The organism is Methylorubrum sp. B1-46, assembly GCF_021117295.1.
Taxonomy (GTDB): domain Bacteria; phylum Pseudomonadota; class Alphaproteobacteria; order Rhizobiales; family Beijerinckiaceae; genus Methylobacterium.
The window spans coordinates 2432896-2447544 of sequence record NZ_CP088247.1 but is presented as its reverse complement, the minus strand read 5'-3'; the positions used below and the strand labels follow the sequence as shown (position 1 = coordinate 2447544).

Genomic DNA, 14649 nt, shown 5'->3' with positions numbered 1-14649 from the left:
CCGCAGGAAGTTCCCTGGAATGGAGCCGGATCGGCCCGATCAGCGGCCCTCGGCCTGACGGCGGGTGATCAGCGTGCGGTTCGGCTGGGCCTCGCCCTTGTCCTGCAGGAACGGGACGACGATGCGCAGCCAGCCGCGGGTTTCCTTGCCGCCGTAATTGCGCTCGGCCACATCGCGGGTGATGTAGCCCTGCACGTTCATGAAGCCGAAATTGTAGCCGACGAGGCCGCCCACCGCGATTTGGCCCTGCTGCCGGTAGCCGACGACGTTGGTCTTGAGATCGACCGAGCCGAAGGCCACCGGGCCGACCTGCCACTTGCCGAACTTCTTCGTCAGGGTGACGTCGAGGTTGAGGTAGTCGGGATAGAGCACGCCGTTGGGCGAGCGCGTCTCCAGCATGTGGCCGTAGAGCAGGTTGGCGGTGACCGCCCAGTCGTTGGCGGCGTAGGTGATCGCGAAGCGATGGCTCAGCGAGGCCGACTGCGTCAGGAAGCGGGTTTCCCAGGGCAGGTAGCCGCCGAGAAGGTAGCTGACGCCGACGCCGTCACCGAGATCCCAGGCGAGCTGTCCCGCGAGAAGCGGCTGGCCCCAGCCGCTGTTGTAGGGCGCGCCGCGCACGCTGGAGGCGGCGATCGGCGCCACGAAGACGAACTGAACCTGCCCGCCGAGAACGGAGAAGGGCGTCGCCCAGAGCAGGGTCGGCAGGTTGACGTTGCTCTCGGAATCGCGCGGGGCGGTCTCGCGCACGCCGAAGCTCGACAGGTTCACGGCGTAGAAGCCCTTGGGAAACGGCGCACCGAACGGCACGCCGATGGTCTGTCCGGGCTGGGCAGCGGAGGCAGCATGAGCGGCTGTGCCGCCGAGGCCCCACACGCCGGTTAGGGCAAGCCCGAGACGGGCGATGACGGCTGCTCGATGTTTCACCGGGATCCACTCTCCATCAGGAACGGAGCAGTTGTTTGCTAGTTCGTTTTTAATCCGCTCTCGTTCACATCATCGACGGACGGGTGGCTGCTTTTATTTCCGGCTCCATTGCAAAAGAACACAACGTGGCAGCAAGGACACAGCCTGGCCTGACTGACCCTGTACTAGGCTTGAGATGCGGCCTGTTGATCGCCCGGACTCGATCGCGGCGGGCGCCCGCGTGACGAGGCTCTAACCCGGCCCTCCGGCGCGGCCTCTCTCCATCAGCGGCAGAAGGAAGAAGCCCGCGGCGAAGCCGCCGAGATGGGCATCCCAGGCGATCGGCCCTTCGCTGCCGCCGAGCGGCAGAGCCAGGACCCCGAACAGCAGGTTGGTGACCAACCAGACCGCGAGGAACAGAACCGCAGAGCGGTTGCGCAGCAATTCGGGAATGGTCTGAAGCCGCGGCCGTGGCGGCAATTGCCAGGGCGCGCCGGCCACGAAGGGCGGTGGAGGCTGGAAGACGAAACGGGCTGCCGCCGCCATCAGGGCCGAGATGCCGGCCGAGGCGCCGACCAGCGGCATCAGGCTGTAGGGATCGACCAGAAGGTGGACGACGGCGCCCGCCACGATCCCCGCGAGCGCCAGCAGCCCGTAGCGGAGCACGCCGTAGCGGCGCGCCACCGGCGTGCCGAACACGGCGAGCCACACCGCGTTGAAGATCAGGTGCATCCAGGAGCCGTGCAGCAGGGCATAGGTCGCCCCGGTCCAGGGCATCGCCGAGGGATCGGCCACGAGGTAGCGGGCGAATTCCTGCCGGGCCGAGGCCATCTCGGGTCCGCCCGCCCCCTCCCCCGCCGCCCGGATGATGTCCGCCGCGGAGTTGGGATCGAAGGCGGCGGTCCAGCGCGCCGGGATGAAGGCGAGGTTGAGCAGCACCGAGAGGTCGGTCTCGTTCGGCAGAACGCTGCGGACGACGTGGATCCCGGCCAGCACCGCAATCGAGACGGTGACGATTCCCGGCAGGTTGAAGACGGGCACACGGCCCTGGCGCGGCAGGTCGGGGGAGGCATCCATGCTGCACCATGTCGGGGGGAAGCGCGGCGCTGCAAGATCCAATCGGCACGGGATCGGGCGAGGTCGCTCAATTGCAGGCAAATCCGTCCATTCGCGGTTAAGGTTAAGGATGGGTTGCGCGAGCGCGGCCGGATGGGACGGCATAGGGTGTGCGGACGATCACCACGAACGGCGCGCGGGGACGCTTTTCGTGCCGGACCGATCATAACAGAGCCCATCCGGACCTGGGCCGTACCGATGCGGAACACCATGAAGCATCCGACAAGTCGTCAGCTTCACGCCTACTGGGACCGGCTGCGCGGGGAGCGGGCTGCGCCGGAGCGCGGCGAGATCGAGCCCGGCGAGATCCGCAACCTGCTCGCCGACAGCTTCATCCTGGAAACCGATCCGGCGCGGCGGACGAGTGCGGTGCGCCTTGCCGGCACCCGCCTGTGCGCCCTGTTCGGGCGTGAATTGCGGGGCAGCGCCTTCGTCGATCTCTGGGCCGAGCGGTCCCCGCCCTTCACCGATCCCTGGCATCTCATCGAGACGGTCGCCTGCGACACGGTCGGCGTGGTGGCCGGACTGACCGGCGTCACGGTGCGGAACGAGACCCTCGACCTCGAATTGCTGCTCCTGCCGCTGCGCCACCGCGGCAAGACGCAAGCGCGCATTCTCGGCTCCCTGAGCCCGCATTACATCCCGCCATGGCTCGGCAGCCGGCCGATCCTGCACCTCCAGACCGTATCCCTGAGGGTACTCGAGGGGTTCGCGCCGGAGCCGGCGGCGATGCGCAGCTTCGTCGAGACCCTACCCGCACCCGCCAACGATGCCCGTCCGGTCCGGTTCGGCCACCTGCTGGTCCACGAGGGTGGGCGCGGCATCCGGCAGCATATCGATCGATAGCGACGTTTTGCGCAGGTTTAGGCAGGATCGGCTCAAGAAGACGGCGGCTCCGATGCTCGCTCAGCCGACATGCGTGGGGCGCTGCCGCGCCCTGAAGGGGCACGGCCGTACAGACTGAGTGTCGGACCGCCTGCGGCTGAGATCGTGCCGGCGCCGGCCGTCTTGCCGGCACGGACGGTCGTCAGCGCTCCGGAATGACGGTGGGTGCCGATCCGAGGCGATCAACCAGAAATGGTATCATCCCCCATTCTTGGCGATCGGCGGCTGCCCTCTGGCCGGCATGCAAGCCTTTTGTAACCGTGGCGCAGCTACTGATTCGGTCGGAACATCGAGACCGCCGAGCTGACATGACCGAGCTTTCCCGATCCGGGACAGCCCCCGCTCTGCCGGATTACGCCGCCGAACAGCGTCGGCACCAGCGGGTGCGCGCGACTCTGCTCGGCCGCTACATGCTGGCCGACCGGCGGGAATATCCCTGCCAGACCGTGGACATGTCGCCGGGCGGCGTCCGCCTGACCTGCGCCGTGATCGGCGCGCTCGGCGAGCGCGTGATCCTGTATCTCGAACAGATCGGCCGTCTGGAAGGCGTGATCGTGCGCCACCCGCCGCGGGGCTTCGCGATGCGGATCAACGCGACGCCGCGCAAGCGCGACAAGATCGCCTCACAGCTCATGTGGCTCGCCAACCGGGAGAGCCTGGGCCTGCCGGAAGGCCGGACCAACGAGCGCCTCGTGCCCCACCAGCCCGGCGTGACCCTGCGCCTGGAGAGCGGTCGCTTCATCGCCGCCCGCATCATCGACATCTCAATGTCGGGCGTCGCGCTCGCGACCTCCTCTTCGCCGCCGATCGGCACGCACATCATGGTCGGATCCACGCCGGGGCGGGTGGTGCGCTACTTCGAGGGCGGCATCGGCGCCCAGTTCATGCTGCCGATCTCCCCCGACCGGTTCCATGAGGGCATCACGCTCTGACCGCCGGGCGGGGCCGCCCCGCTTCGCAGCACTTGGCGGTGGACCCGCCGCATCGGCTTGAGTACAGGCCGGTGCCGGACCCACGAGCCGCGGGCTCACGCGCCGACAGACGCTGTTCAGCCGCGCACCGCCGTCATTCCCGGACCATGCAGCGGGGACGGGGAAACGCCCGAGATGCGACGCCCAAATCGACGTCGGCTGGTCTGAACCGGCGACACCCTCCCGAACACCCGAACCGTTCATCCGCGCCGCGACCCCGGCTCTGCCGGGTGAAGCACGGCTTCCGTTCGATCGCCTCGGCCAACCTCATCGCCAGCATTCCGAGGCACGGGTGAACGAACCGGCTGCAGAGGCGCAGCGCAGGCGTGTAACCGACGACGAACTTGGATGCCGGGCCTGCCCATCGTGTCACGGGTGGATGCTTGGTTCCGCTGAGCGGCCCCAGGAACGACGGGTGGGAGGGTCCCGAATACCGCCTGTAGCGGCCGGCAGCCCTCCTCAGGGTTTCCCGACCCCTAACGCGATCACCCGCTTTTGCCGCAGATCCGTGAGCCGCAATTCGCCCTCGCGCACGGGCGGATCGTTGCCGGGGCGAATCGATAAAATTGCGCGGATCGGCTTCAGCGCGGCGGAGGGGGTGCGGCGACATCCTGGCCTCGTTCGAAGGAAACGCCGCGATGCGCACCACCGGGACGGATCATTTCAAGACGGGGCTCCAGATGGGGCTTCTGATACTGATCGTCTGTGTCGGCCTCCTCGGCGCCGACGCGAAAGCCCAGAGCTCTCAGATCATGGCCGCCCTGCCCGCGACGAGCGCCGGCCTCACCGCCGGAGCCGAGGCCCGGCCGATCCTGGCCTGGACGGAGTTCTGCCAGTCCTATCCGGCGGAATGCGTCTTCGACCGGGCCGAGCCGGCCCGGATCACGCTGACCCCCGCCATCTGGTCGAGCATCGTCTCGATCAACCGCCGGGTGAACCGGACGATCGACCCCGTCACCGATCAGGAGCATTGGGGCCGGCCCGACCGCTGGGACCTTGCCGAGGACGGCCGCGGCGATTGCGAGGACTTCCAGCTGCTCAAGCGCAAGATGCTGGCCGCGGCCGGCCTGCCGCGCCGGGCGATGCGGATGACCGTGGTGATCGACGAGAAGGGCGAGGGCCATGCCGTCCTCACGCTGGTGACCGACCGCGGCGACTACATCCTCGACAACAAGACCAACGCGGTGCTGCCCTGGGCCCAGACCGGCTACGTCTTCATCAAGCGCGAGGGACAGGACGCGCTGGCATGGGTTTCGCTCGGCGGGGCCAGCTCGCCCGTCACCACGGCGAACCGCTGAGAGCATCGCCCCGAAAGGAGGCGGCGTGCTTCCCGGATCGATGCCCTGCGGCCGGCGCGAAGATCCGTGAAAACGGCGGTCGGTGTGGCCGGATTGCCAGCCCGAGCGAGGTTGTCTCAGGCGGGCACGGGGAAGCGGCAATCCGCCTTCACCCTTCCTTCACTTTCGTATTGAGCCGGGCGCCGGCCCGTGCAAGCTTCGCCGGGAAACAAGGGGCTGCGGGACGGTCGGCCATGCGGTACGCGGTGCTTCGGGGCGTCGGCAACGGATCGGCGTTCCTCCGCGGGGATGTGAGGCGGCGCCTCGGCCGGGTCGCACATCTGTCTCTCGTTGGCGTCACCCTGCTGCTCGGCGGCGCCGCAGCACCGGTCCAGCCGAGCCAAGCGCGCACCGCCGGTCTGCCCGAGGCGAGCACCGCCGCCGATCCTGGCGCCCCCGCCCGGCCCGTCGCCGCCTGGAACGATTTCTGCGCCCGCTACCCGTCGGAATGCACGGTCGATCCCGGCGAGCCGGCCGTCGTCAGCTTGACCCCGGCGACGTGGCACATGCTCACGACCGTCAACCGCCGGGTCAACGCCCGCATCAAGCCGATCACCGACATGGCGCATTGGGGCGTCGTCGATCGCTGGGATTTCCCCGATGACGGTTTCGGCGATTGCGAGGACATTCAGCTCCTCAAGCGCCGGATGCTGGTGGAGCGGCGCCTGCCGCGTCGGGCGCTGCGCATGACGGTGGTGATCGACGAGATCGGCGAGGGCCACGCGGTGCTGATGGTGCGCACCGACCGGGGCGACCTGATCCTCGACAACAAGACCAATGCGGTGCTGCCCTGGCGGCGCACCGGCTACAGCTTCGTCAAGCGCGAGGGGCAGGACGGCCGGGCTTGGGTGAGTCTCAACAGCGACACCTCGCCCGCGACCACCGCCAACCGCTGATCCGGATCGGGGTTCGGGCGTTGAAGGGCATGCTTTCGCCGCGCTCCGACACCGTTCCGGCTTACCTGCCCCCCGCCTCGGCCGGCTCCTCCGTCCCTGGTCGCAGTCTGCCATGACGCCCGCCGACACAGCTCTCTCGCTCACGCCGGACGCATCGACGCAGCCCGACCGGCTTGCGATACTCCCGCTGCCGTCGCTGCTTCTGGAGCAGGGAGAGGCCGGACCGATGATCGGGTCCGTCAATCCGGCCCTGCTGGCGCTGACCGGCCTCGGCGAGGCGGAGCTTGTCGGGCAGCCGATCGAGCTGCTCGCCTGCCGCCACGGGGATCATGCCGGCTGGGCCCCCTTGCGCGAGGCCCTGGCCCGCGGCGAGGCGGGCTGCTTCGAGCTGCTGTTCGCCCGCGGCGGCGGCGACTCGTTCTGGGGCGAGATCCACCTCGTCCCGCTGCCCGCCGCCGGCGACGCTCCCCGCTTCCTCGGCCAGATCATCGACGTGACGCGGCGGCGGGATGCGGAGGATGCCCTCGCCCTGTCACGGCAGCGGGAGGCACTCGGGCTCCTGACGAACAGCGTCGCACACGAGTTCAACAACTTCCTGCAGATCCTGATCGGCTACATCGACGGGCTGAAGCGGCGCCTGGGCGACCGGCCCGAGCCCTTCATCCAGCGGGCGATCACCCGCTCCACCGAGGCCTCCGAGCGGGCAGCCGTCCTGACCCGGCAGCTCCTCGCCCATTCCCGGCGGATCGCCCCCGACCTGCGACCGGTCGATCTCGGCGCGGCAGTCCGGGCGGGCCTCGACCGGCTGCGCCCGAGCCTGCCGCCTGGGATCGACCTCGACCTGTCGATCCCGGAAGGTCTGCCGCCGGCCCTGTGCAACCCGATCCAGCTCGAACTGGCACTCGGCCACATCCTCGCCAATGCCTGCGAGGCGATGGCGGGGCAGGGACGTGTCCGGGTGGCCCTGTTCGCGATCGAGCCCGGCGACCGTTCGTTGCAGCGCCCCGAGGCCGGGGCCGTCGGCCTCACCGTCTCGGATTCCGGGCACGGTCTGTCGCCCGAGATGCTGTCGCGGGCGCTCGCCCCCTTCGCCACGACGCGCGAATCCGGCCGGGGCGCCGGCCTCGCCATCGTCCACGGCTTGATGAAACGCCAGAACGGTACGATCTCGATCGAGAGCCGGCCCGGCGAGGGCGCGACCGTGCGGCTGGTCTTCCCTGCCGCGCGCTGACTTTTTGACGGCGCGCGTCACGGATCGCGCCCGGCGGATAAAAAATCCGCCACACCGCCAAAAAAGTCGAGCTTAGACGGGACTAAAAACCAGCCTCGGACGTCTCCACATAAAGACGGGGTAATTCGCCCCTTCTGGTGACCGAGGTTCTTTCGATGGCTTCCTCCCCCGCGCGCCGTCGGCGCGTCGTGACCCTCCTCGCGCTCGCGGCTTCGCTCGCCCTGGCGGCGCCCGCCGTCGATGCTCGGCCGGGCGGCGGCGGCGGTATGGGCTCGCGCGGCTCGAAGACCTACAGCGCGCCGCCTTCCACCGCGACCTCGCCGGGCGCGACCGGCCCGATCCAGCGTTCGCAGACGAGCCCGAGCCCCGGCTTCAACAATCCCGGCATGGCGGCACAGAACCAGGGGCGCCGCTTCGGCGGCGGCTTCCTTGGCGGCATGCTCGGCGCCGGCCTGATCGGCGCGCTGCTCGGCGCCGGGCTGTCGGGCGGCCTCGGCGGCATCGGCTCCTTTATCGGCCTGATCTTCCAGATCGGCCTGATCGCGCTGCTCGTCATGTTCGTCGTGCGGTTCTTCCGCCGCCGCCAGGAAGGCAACCAGCCTGCCATGGCCAGCAACACGCCCCACGCCCGCTCCGGCCTGCCGCCGCAGAACGGCATGAATCCCGGTGCGAACCCGATCGGCGGCCTCGGCGGCGGTCTTGGCGGTGGACTCGGTGGCAACGTCCGCACCCAGCCGGTGCAGGTCCAGCCGGAGGACTTCCAGGCCTTCGAGCGCTCGCTCAACGAGATCCAGGGCGCTTTCGGCCGCGAGGATGTCGCCACCCTTCGCCGTCTCGCGACGCCGGAGATGGTTGGCTACTTCGAGGAAGAGCTGCGCGCCAACGCCGCCCGCGGCGTGGTCAACCGGATCTCCGACGTGAAGCTCCTCCAGGGCGACCTGTCCGAGGCGTGGCGCGAGGGTTCGGTGGAGTTCGCCACCGTCGCCATGCGCTTCTCGCTGCGCGACGAGGTGTTCGAGCGGTCCACCAACCGCCACGTCGAGAACGGCCCGCAGGAGGCCAAGGAGTTCTGGACTTTCGTGCGCGAGCCCAACGGCCCGTGGCTGCTCTCGGCGATCCAGCAGGGCCGGTAAGCTCTCTGCATCTCAACAAAAAGGGCGTCCGGCGAGAGCCGGGCGCCCTTTTTCGTGATCGCTCCGCTCGCAATGGCGGAGCCTCTGACAAGAAATCATTCCGTCAGGGAGCGCGCTTCCTCCGGCAGCATGATCGGGATGCCGTCGCGGATCGGGTAGGCCAGCTTGGCGGAGCGGCTGATCAGTTCCTCACGGGCAGCATCGTATTCCAGCGGCTCTTTCGTCAGCGGGCAGACGAGGAGTTCGAGCAGGCGGGGGTCGACGCGGGTCGCTTCGACGGGCGGGGCAGAGGTATCGGCCATGTGTTCGTCACTTCTCTCGACGAGCCCCCACCGGCGAAGCGGCGGAAAGCCTCTGAAAAAACATCACTGCAGCGTCGGCTCCGCGCCGCTGGCGCGCACCAGCTCCATCTCGGTCACGGCGACCAGCACCTCGGCCCGCGTCTTGAGATCGGGCGCTTCCAGCATCGCCTGCTTCTCGCGTACGCCGAACGGGCTCATCATGCAGAGCGCGTTGACCAGCGCCTCGTTCGGCGCCTCCTCGATGCCGGCCCAATCGACTTGGAGCTCGTTGGCCTCGATGAAGTTGCGCAGCGCCCGCAGCACGCCCTCGCGATCGACCGCCTCCTCGCCGGCCCGCGCCTCGAAATCCTGGGCGAAGCCGTCGTAGGACACTTGGCAGCGGCGGTAGGGGGTGGTGACGGCCAGTTCGCTCTCGACCCGGAAGCGGCTGATGCCGGTGAGCGAGATCAGGTAGCGCCCGTCGCCGGTCTCAGCGAACTGGCTGATCCGCCCGGCACAGCCGACACGGTAGAGCCGGGGGCTGAGCGGCGCGCCGCCGCCCTCCGCGTCGGGCTGGATCATGCCGATGATCCGCTCGGAGCGCAGCGCGTCGTCCACCATGGCGAGGTAGCGCGGCTCGAAGATGTTGAGCGGCATCTGCCCCCGCGGCAGCAGAAGTGCCCCCGGCAGCGGGAAGACCGGAATGATGGCGGGGCACTCCGCCGGCGACTTGCAGCTCGGCTGAGGGCTCATGCGCGGCTTTCCTGCTGGGGCAAGGGGTGCGGGCCGTCCCGTCCGGAGGTTTCGGTCGCCGTGACGCTCTGAGGGCGATTCTGCCTCACGAGAACAGCAGCGTCGAGAGCTGGCGGCGCCCGCGGATGGCGGCCGGGTCCATCAGGCCCCAGGCCTCGAAGAACTGGAGCATTTGCTTGCGCGCGGCGTCCTCGTTCCAGTTCCGGTCAGCCCGGGCGATGGCGACGAGCTGATCGACCGCCTCATCGCGCTTGCCGGCGGCGTTGAGGCCCAGCGCGAGGTCGAAACGGGCCTGATAATCGCTGGGATCGGCCTCGATCCGCCGCTGCAGGCCGGCGAGGTCGCCCAGGCTCCCGGCCTGATCGGCGAGTTCGAGCGCGGCGCGCACGCCCGCGAGCAGCGGGTCGTCAGTCTTGTCCGGCGGCACCATCGCCAGCACCTGCCGAGCGTTCTCGGTCTCGCCGAGTTCGAGCTGGGTCTTGGCGAGGCCGGCGATGGCCTTGAGGTTTTCCGGCTCCTCGCGCAGCACGGCGGCGTAGAGTTCGGAGGCCGAGGCGAGATCGCCGGCCGAGGCGACCGCGGCAGCCTCTTCGAGCACCTGATCGATCTCGGAGGGGCCGGCGAGCCGGTCGACGAAGGCGCGCACCTCGGATTCCGGCACGGCGCCCATGAAGGCGTCGACCGGACGGCCGCGGTCGATCGCGATCACGGCGGGAATCGATTGCAGGCCGAGCTGCTGCCCGATCTGCTGCCAGACGCCGGGATGCTCGTCGATATTGAGCTTGGCGAGCTTCACCCGTCCGCCCGACGCCCGCACCACCTTCTCAAGGACGGGCGTGAGCTGCTTGCACGGGCCGCACCAGGGCGCCCAGAAATCGACGATCACCGGCTGGTTCATCGATTCGGCGATGACGTCCTGCCGGAAGCCCGCCGTGGTGGTGTCCTTGATGAGGCCGTCGGCGGGGGCGCCGGCGGCGGCGTTGGCGTCGAGCATGGAGCCCTCGGAAATCATGGAACGCGTCCGGCGCGTGCACCGCGCCGGGCTCGTTACATGGGGCTTCGGGACGCACCTGACCAGACGTTTTCGAACCCCTTCCGGGAACGAAATCCAATCAGGGCTTGGGCTGGCCGGCCGCTCCCGCCTTCGGCGCTTCCCCGCCCGGACCGGCGCCGGCCTTGCTCTCCGTCACGAACACGCCCGCATAGGTCTTGCCCTGCGAGGTCGCCTCGCAGGCGATTCGGGTCTTACCGGGCTCGGGCTTCGAGAACTTGCAGGCACCGACTGCGGGGGCGGGGCTGCGGGCGATGCCGTCCTTGTTCTTCATGCCCGGCACCACGAGGCTGATCGGCTGGAGCTGCTCGGTCTCCTCGGTCTGCTCGTGCTGCGCCCCGGAGCCGCTGAAGCTCAGGGTCTGCCCGTCCCAGGCCGCGAAGTCGAAGGTCGTGCGCCCGCGCGAGACCGTGTTGACGAGCTGCTCCTTGCAGTTCTGCGTGATGTCGAGGCCGCCGATCACCAGTTGCTCGCACTGGCCGGTCATCGTCACCTCCGCCCCCTGCTGAGCCGTGGCCGGCGCTGCGGCGAGCAGGCCCAAGAACGCGGCACCGAAGTGCGCGAGAAGCAGGGCGCGCGAGCGGATCGTCATGGCGTGGTGTTCCTCCTGATCGGCATCCGGTGCCGTTTGTCGTGATGGATATTTCCTGCAAGGCGGCCCGGTTCAACCGCCGAAGCGCAGGGCGCGATCGTTGGGCGCATCAAAATGGAGTTCGGGACCGAGCGGCACGATCCCCGTCGGGTTGATGCCGGCGTGGCTGCCGTAATAGTGGCGCTTGATCTGGTCGAGGTTTACCGTCTCCGCCACGCCCGGCAGGGCGTAGAGGTCGCGCAGATAGTTCGACAGGTTGGGATAGTCGCCGATCCGGCGCCGGTTGCACTTGAAGTGCCCGACATAGACCGCATCGAACCGCACAAGGGTGGTGAACAGGCGGATGTCGGCCTCGGTCAGCGACGATCCGCAGAGGTAGCGCTGCCGGTCGAGCCGGTCTTCGAGGGCGTCGAGCTCGTCGAAAAGGGCCGTGAAGGCGTCCGCGTAAGCCTCCTGCGTGGTGGCGAAGCCCGCCTTGTAGACGCCGTTGTTGACCCGATCGTAGACGCACGCGTTGACCTGATCGATTTCGGTTCGCAAAGCCTCCGGATAGAGGTCCGGCCCCGATGCACCGAAGGCGCCGTTCAGCATCCGGATGATCTCGGCCGATTCGTTCGAGACGATGGTTTCGCGCCGCTTGTCCCACAGCACCGGCACGGTGACGCGGCCGGAATAGTCGGGCTTCGCCCGGACATAGATCTCGTAGAGCCGCTTGGCGCCGAAGAGCGGATCGGCGGTCGAGCCCTTTACGCCGCCCTCCTCCTCGGCCTCAAATACCCAGCCCTCCTCGCGCATGTAGGGCGAGACCACGGAGACGGTGATCGCTGCCTCCAGCCCCTTGAGCCGGCGCACGATCAGCGTGCGGTGCGCCCAGGGGCAGGCGAGCGCGACGATGAGGTGGTAGCGCGCGGCCTCGCCCTCGAACCCGCCCTCCCCCGTGGGGCCGGGGGCGCCGTCGGGCGTCACCCAGTTGCGGAAGGCGGCGGCTGAGCGCTCGAAGCGCCCACCGGATTTGGCCGTATCGTAGCCCTTGTCGTGCCACGCGCCCTCGACCAGCAAACCCATCCCGACGGTCCTTCTCGTCTTGCACCGGAGAGGAGATGGAGGAGGCAGTCGCCGGGGGAAGTCCGCGCGACGGATCTCAGACGTCCCATGCGCGGTTCCGGGCTGGTGGCCGGGACCTGCATATCCCAGATAGGCCGCCGATTGCCGCCACCGCTCCCGGAGCCTGCCGATGTCCGCCCGCCTGTTCGAGCCCCTGCGCCTGGACGACCTGGAGCTTGAGAACCGCATCATCATCGCGCCCATGTGCCAGTACTCGGCGCTGGCCGGCGCGGCGACCGATTGGCACCTGATGCATCTCGGCCAGCTCGCGCAGTCGGGCGCCGGGCTTCTTACCCTGGAGGCGACGGCGATTTCGCCCGAGGCGCGGATCTCGCCCGGCGATCTCGGCCTCTACGACGACGCCACCGAGCGGGCGCTGGCCCGCGTGCTCGACGCGGTGCGCGGCTACGCGCCGATTCCGGTTGCAATCCAGATCAACCATGCCGGCCGCAAGGCATCGAGCCGGGCCCCCTGGGAAGGCGGCGCGCAGATCGCTCCGGAGGCCGTCGACGGCTGGCTCACCGAGGCGCCCTCGGCAATTCCCCACGGCGCGGGTGAAGTGCCGCCGCAGGCCCTGGACGCGGCAGGGTTGAAGCGGGTGCGCGACGGCTTCGTCGCCACGGCGCGGCGGGCCATGCGGCTCGGCATCGACGGCATCGAGCTTCACGGCGCCCACGGCTACCTGCTGCACCAGTTCCTGTCGCCGCTCTCCAACCGCCGCGCGGATCAGTATGGCGGCAGCCTGGAGAACCGGATGCGGTTCCCGCTCGAATGCTTCGAGGCGGTGCGCGAGGCCGTGCCCGCGGGCAAGCCGGTCTGGATGCGCGTCTCGGCGACGGATTGGGTCGAGGACGGTTGGGATCTCGATCAGACGATCGAACTCGCCCGCGCCCTCGCACGCCGCGGCGCGGCCGCCATCCACGTTTCGACCGGCGGCCTCTCGACGGCGCAGAAGATCCCGATCGGACCCGGTTATCAGGTGCCGTTCGCCGAGCGGATCAAGGCCGCGACCGGCCTCACCACCATCGCGGTCGGCCTCATCACCGAGCCGCATCAGGCGGAAGCCATCCTGGCGGAGGGCAAGGCCGACGCGGTCTCGCTCGCCCGCGCGATGCTCTACGATCCCCGCTGGCCCTGGCACGCGGCGGCGGAACTCGGCGCGCAGGTGCGGGCGCCCAAGCAGTACTGGCGCAGCCAGCCGCATCAGTACAAGGATCTGTTCAAGAGCGCGGCCTTCGGCCAGCGATAGCGCTCTCTCTTGTCCCGTCCTTGAGCCTCATCCTGAGGTGCGCAGCGAAGCGGAGCCTCGAAGGATCCTCCAGGGATCGCGCGGCATCTGGAGGCTCCTTCGAGGCCGCTTCGCGGCACCTCAGGATGAGGGCGTGATTTGGAAGGCGTCGGACCCTACTTCCCCATCGCGCCGACCAGCGGCCCGAGCGGGCGGCTGAGATCGGACCGGCCGAGGCCCGGCGCGTAGAGGCTCGACACGCTGCCGTCGAGGAACAGCGCGTTGCGGCTGCCGAGGCTGTCCTTGAACAGGCGGGCGAAGGCGCCGAAGGTCACGGGCCGCTCCGAGATCGCGAACACGGCCACGCGACCGCCGTCGCGCACCCCGACGCCATTGCGGATCTTCTGGCTCGGACCGTCCGCCGAGATCTTCGGGTGGATCTTGCCCTCGATCACCAGCATCGGGCCCGATTGCGTGGCGAAATCCGGGGCCGGCTTGGCCCGCAGGTAGCGGGCGGTGTCGAGCACGCCGGCCCGGTCGCCCTTCACGTAGAACACCCCGTTGGGCTTGAGGTGGAAGTTGCCCGGTCCGTTGGCGGTGGAGACGCCCTTCATCTCGCGCCCGTCCTCGACGTAGAGCCCGACCGGAGCCTGCCCTTTGTCGTACATGCCGGCATTCATGGCGAAGCTGAGCCTTTGGCCCTGTCGCTCGGCCAGGCTCGACAGCGAGCCGTAGGGCAGCCCGTCCGCCCCGAGCCAGAACAGTCGCAGGCGCTCGCGCCGCAGGTCGACGGTGCAGACCGTGTAGGGCTGCCCCTCGAACTCGACCGACTGGCACGGCCCCTTGGCCGCGGTAGCAGCCGGTTGCGCCTGAGCCGGCGCGGGAGCGAGCGGGCCGAGAACGAGCGCGGTGAAGAGGGCAGAGAAGAGGGCGGGAATCTGAACGGCGGGGCGGCGCGTCACGGGCAGGCGGTTCCTGTCTGGCGGCCACCTGTCCGGAACAGGCTCGGCCGGATGCGCCCTCCTCGCGCGAAAGCATGGCAGCATTCAAGCGGCCGGCTCGCGCTTCGAAACCGTTCGGTCGCATCACGAGATGTTTGGGACCTGAGGTCGCAGGGACCGTTTGTTCCCGTCGAGCGTTCAGATCCAACGGGGGGATGGCAAAGTTC

General features: G+C 69.1%; 15 protein-coding genes. 7 read left to right on the top strand and 8 right to left on the bottom strand.

Annotated features, from left to right (window positions below):
* Positions 1–39 precede the first annotated feature (39 nt).
* Positions 40–924: a transporter gene (locus tag LPC10_RS11450; RefSeq protein ID WP_231346775.1), complete on the bottom strand. Its 885-nt coding sequence runs from the start codon at positions 922–924 to the stop codon at positions 40–42.
* 231 nt (positions 925–1155) lie between these two features.
* Complete coding sequence (locus tag LPC10_RS11445) at positions 1156–1980, bottom strand: rhomboid family intramembrane serine protease (RefSeq protein WP_231346774.1); 825 nt, start codon at positions 1978–1980, stop codon at positions 1156–1158.
* Positions 1981–2229: 249 nt separating this feature from the next.
* Between LPC10_RS11445 and LPC10_RS11440 the strand changes: the two genes are divergently transcribed.
* The 6 genes from LPC10_RS11440 (at position 2230) to LPC10_RS11415 (ending at position 8472) form a co-directional block, all read left to right on the top strand.
* On the top strand, positions 2230–2865 hold the full coding sequence (locus tag LPC10_RS11440; protein WP_231346773.1) for a PAS domain-containing protein: 636 nt from the start codon (positions 2230–2232) through the stop codon (positions 2863–2865).
* Between the two features lie 347 nt (positions 2866–3212).
* The gene (locus LPC10_RS11435) at positions 3213–3836 is read left to right on the top strand and encodes a PilZ domain-containing protein (RefSeq protein ID WP_231346772.1); all 624 of its coding nucleotides are present in this window, start codon (positions 3213–3215) and stop codon (positions 3834–3836) included.
* Positions 3837–4513: 677 nt separating this feature from the next.
* Complete coding sequence (locus tag LPC10_RS11430) at positions 4514–5173, top strand: transglutaminase-like cysteine peptidase (protein WP_231346771.1); 660 nt, start codon at positions 4514–4516, stop codon at positions 5171–5173.
* A 233-nt stretch (positions 5174–5406) separates the two neighbouring features.
* On the top strand, positions 5407–6108 hold the full coding sequence (locus LPC10_RS11425) for a transglutaminase-like cysteine peptidase (RefSeq protein WP_231346770.1): 702 nt from the start codon (positions 5407–5409) through the stop codon (positions 6106–6108).
* 112 nt (positions 6109–6220) lie between these two features.
* The gene (locus LPC10_RS11420) at positions 6221–7339 is read left to right on the top strand and encodes an ATP-binding protein (protein WP_231346769.1); all 1119 of its coding nucleotides are present in this window, start codon (positions 6221–6223) and stop codon (positions 7337–7339) included.
* A 155-nt stretch (positions 7340–7494) separates the two neighbouring features.
* On the top strand, positions 7495–8472 hold the full coding sequence (locus LPC10_RS11415) for a TIM44-like domain-containing protein (protein WP_231346768.1): 978 nt from the start codon (positions 7495–7497) through the stop codon (positions 8470–8472).
* 95 nt (positions 8473–8567) lie between these two features.
* On the opposite strand, the gene LPC10_RS11410 is transcribed toward LPC10_RS11415, so the two are convergent.
* The 5 genes from LPC10_RS11410 to LPC10_RS11390 all read right to left on the bottom strand — a co-directional run bounded on the left by LPC10_RS11410 (position 8568) and on the right by LPC10_RS11390 (position 12214).
* A complete protein-coding gene (locus LPC10_RS11410; protein WP_096485204.1) occupies positions 8568–8774 on the bottom strand; it encodes a Trm112 family protein in 207 nt (68 codons plus the stop codon).
* A 63-nt stretch (positions 8775–8837) separates the two neighbouring features.
* A complete protein-coding gene (locus LPC10_RS11405) occupies positions 8838–9506 on the bottom strand; it encodes an LON peptidase substrate-binding domain-containing protein (protein ID WP_231346767.1) in 669 nt (222 codons plus the stop codon).
* A gap of 85 nt (positions 9507–9591) precedes the next feature.
* Complete coding sequence (locus LPC10_RS11400) at positions 9592–10500, bottom strand: co-chaperone YbbN (RefSeq protein WP_231346766.1); 909 nt, start codon at positions 10498–10500, stop codon at positions 9592–9594.
* A 118-nt stretch (positions 10501–10618) separates the two neighbouring features.
* Positions 10619–11149 carry a hypothetical protein gene (locus LPC10_RS11395; RefSeq protein ID WP_231346765.1) on the bottom strand — a complete coding sequence of 177 codons (531 nt, stop codon included), beginning with the start codon at positions 11147–11149 and terminating at the stop codon, positions 10619–10621.
* 72 nt (positions 11150–11221) lie between these two features.
* Positions 11222–12214 carry a glutathione S-transferase family protein gene (locus tag LPC10_RS11390; RefSeq protein ID WP_231346764.1) on the bottom strand — a complete coding sequence of 331 codons (993 nt, stop codon included), beginning with the start codon at positions 12212–12214 and terminating at the stop codon, positions 11222–11224.
* 169 nt (positions 12215–12383) lie between these two features.
* On the opposite strand from LPC10_RS11390, the gene LPC10_RS11385 reads away from it, so the two are divergent.
* A complete protein-coding gene (locus LPC10_RS11385; protein WP_231346763.1) occupies positions 12384–13502 on the top strand; it encodes an NADH:flavin oxidoreductase/NADH oxidase in 1119 nt (372 codons plus the stop codon).
* A gap of 155 nt (positions 13503–13657) precedes the next feature.
* On the opposite strand, the gene LPC10_RS11380 is transcribed toward LPC10_RS11385, so the two are convergent.
* A complete protein-coding gene (locus LPC10_RS11380; RefSeq protein ID WP_231346762.1) occupies positions 13658–14443 on the bottom strand; it encodes a phosphodiester glycosidase family protein in 786 nt (261 codons plus the stop codon).
* Positions 14444–14649: the final 206 nt, after the last annotated feature.

Bases quoted from the DNA above. Each gene is read 5' to 3' on its own strand.
- LPC10_RS11410 (WP_096485204.1), bottom strand. From the start codon at position 8,774: ATGGCCGATACCTCTGCCCCGCCCGTCGAAGCGACCCGCGTCGACCCC.
- LPC10_RS11405 (WP_231346767.1), bottom strand. From the start codon at position 9,506: ATGAGCCCTCAGCCGAGCTGCAAGTCGCCGGCGGAGTGCCCCGCCATC.
- LPC10_RS11445 (WP_231346774.1), bottom strand. From the start codon at position 1,980: ATGGATGCCTCCCCCGACCTGCCGCGCCAGGGCCGTGTGCCCGTCTTC.
- LPC10_RS11395 (WP_231346765.1), bottom strand. From the start codon at position 11,149: ATGACGATCCGCTCGCGCGCCCTGCTTCTCGCGCACTTCGGTGCCGCG.
- LPC10_RS11400 (WP_231346766.1), bottom strand. From the start codon at position 10,500: ATGCTCGACGCCAACGCCGCCGCCGGCGCCCCCGCCGACGGCCTCATC.
- LPC10_RS11385 (WP_231346763.1), top strand. From the start codon at position 12,384: ATGTCCGCCCGCCTGTTCGAGCCCCTGCGCCTGGACGACCTGGAGCTT.
- LPC10_RS11440 (WP_231346773.1), top strand. From the start codon at position 2,230: ATGAAGCATCCGACAAGTCGTCAGCTTCACGCCTACTGGGACCGGCTG.
- LPC10_RS11390 (WP_231346764.1), bottom strand. From the start codon at position 12,214: ATGGGTTTGCTGGTCGAGGGCGCGTGGCACGACAAGGGCTACGATACG.
- LPC10_RS11425 (WP_231346770.1), top strand. From the start codon at position 5,407: ATGCGGTACGCGGTGCTTCGGGGCGTCGGCAACGGATCGGCGTTCCTC.
- LPC10_RS11415 (WP_231346768.1), top strand. From the start codon at position 7,495: ATGGCTTCCTCCCCCGCGCGCCGTCGGCGCGTCGTGACCCTCCTCGCG.
- LPC10_RS11420 (WP_231346769.1), top strand. From the start codon at position 6,221: ATGACGCCCGCCGACACAGCTCTCTCGCTCACGCCGGACGCATCGACG.
- LPC10_RS11430 (WP_231346771.1), top strand. From the start codon at position 4,514: ATGCGCACCACCGGGACGGATCATTTCAAGACGGGGCTCCAGATGGGG.
- LPC10_RS11435 (WP_231346772.1), top strand. From the start codon at position 3,213: ATGACCGAGCTTTCCCGATCCGGGACAGCCCCCGCTCTGCCGGATTAC.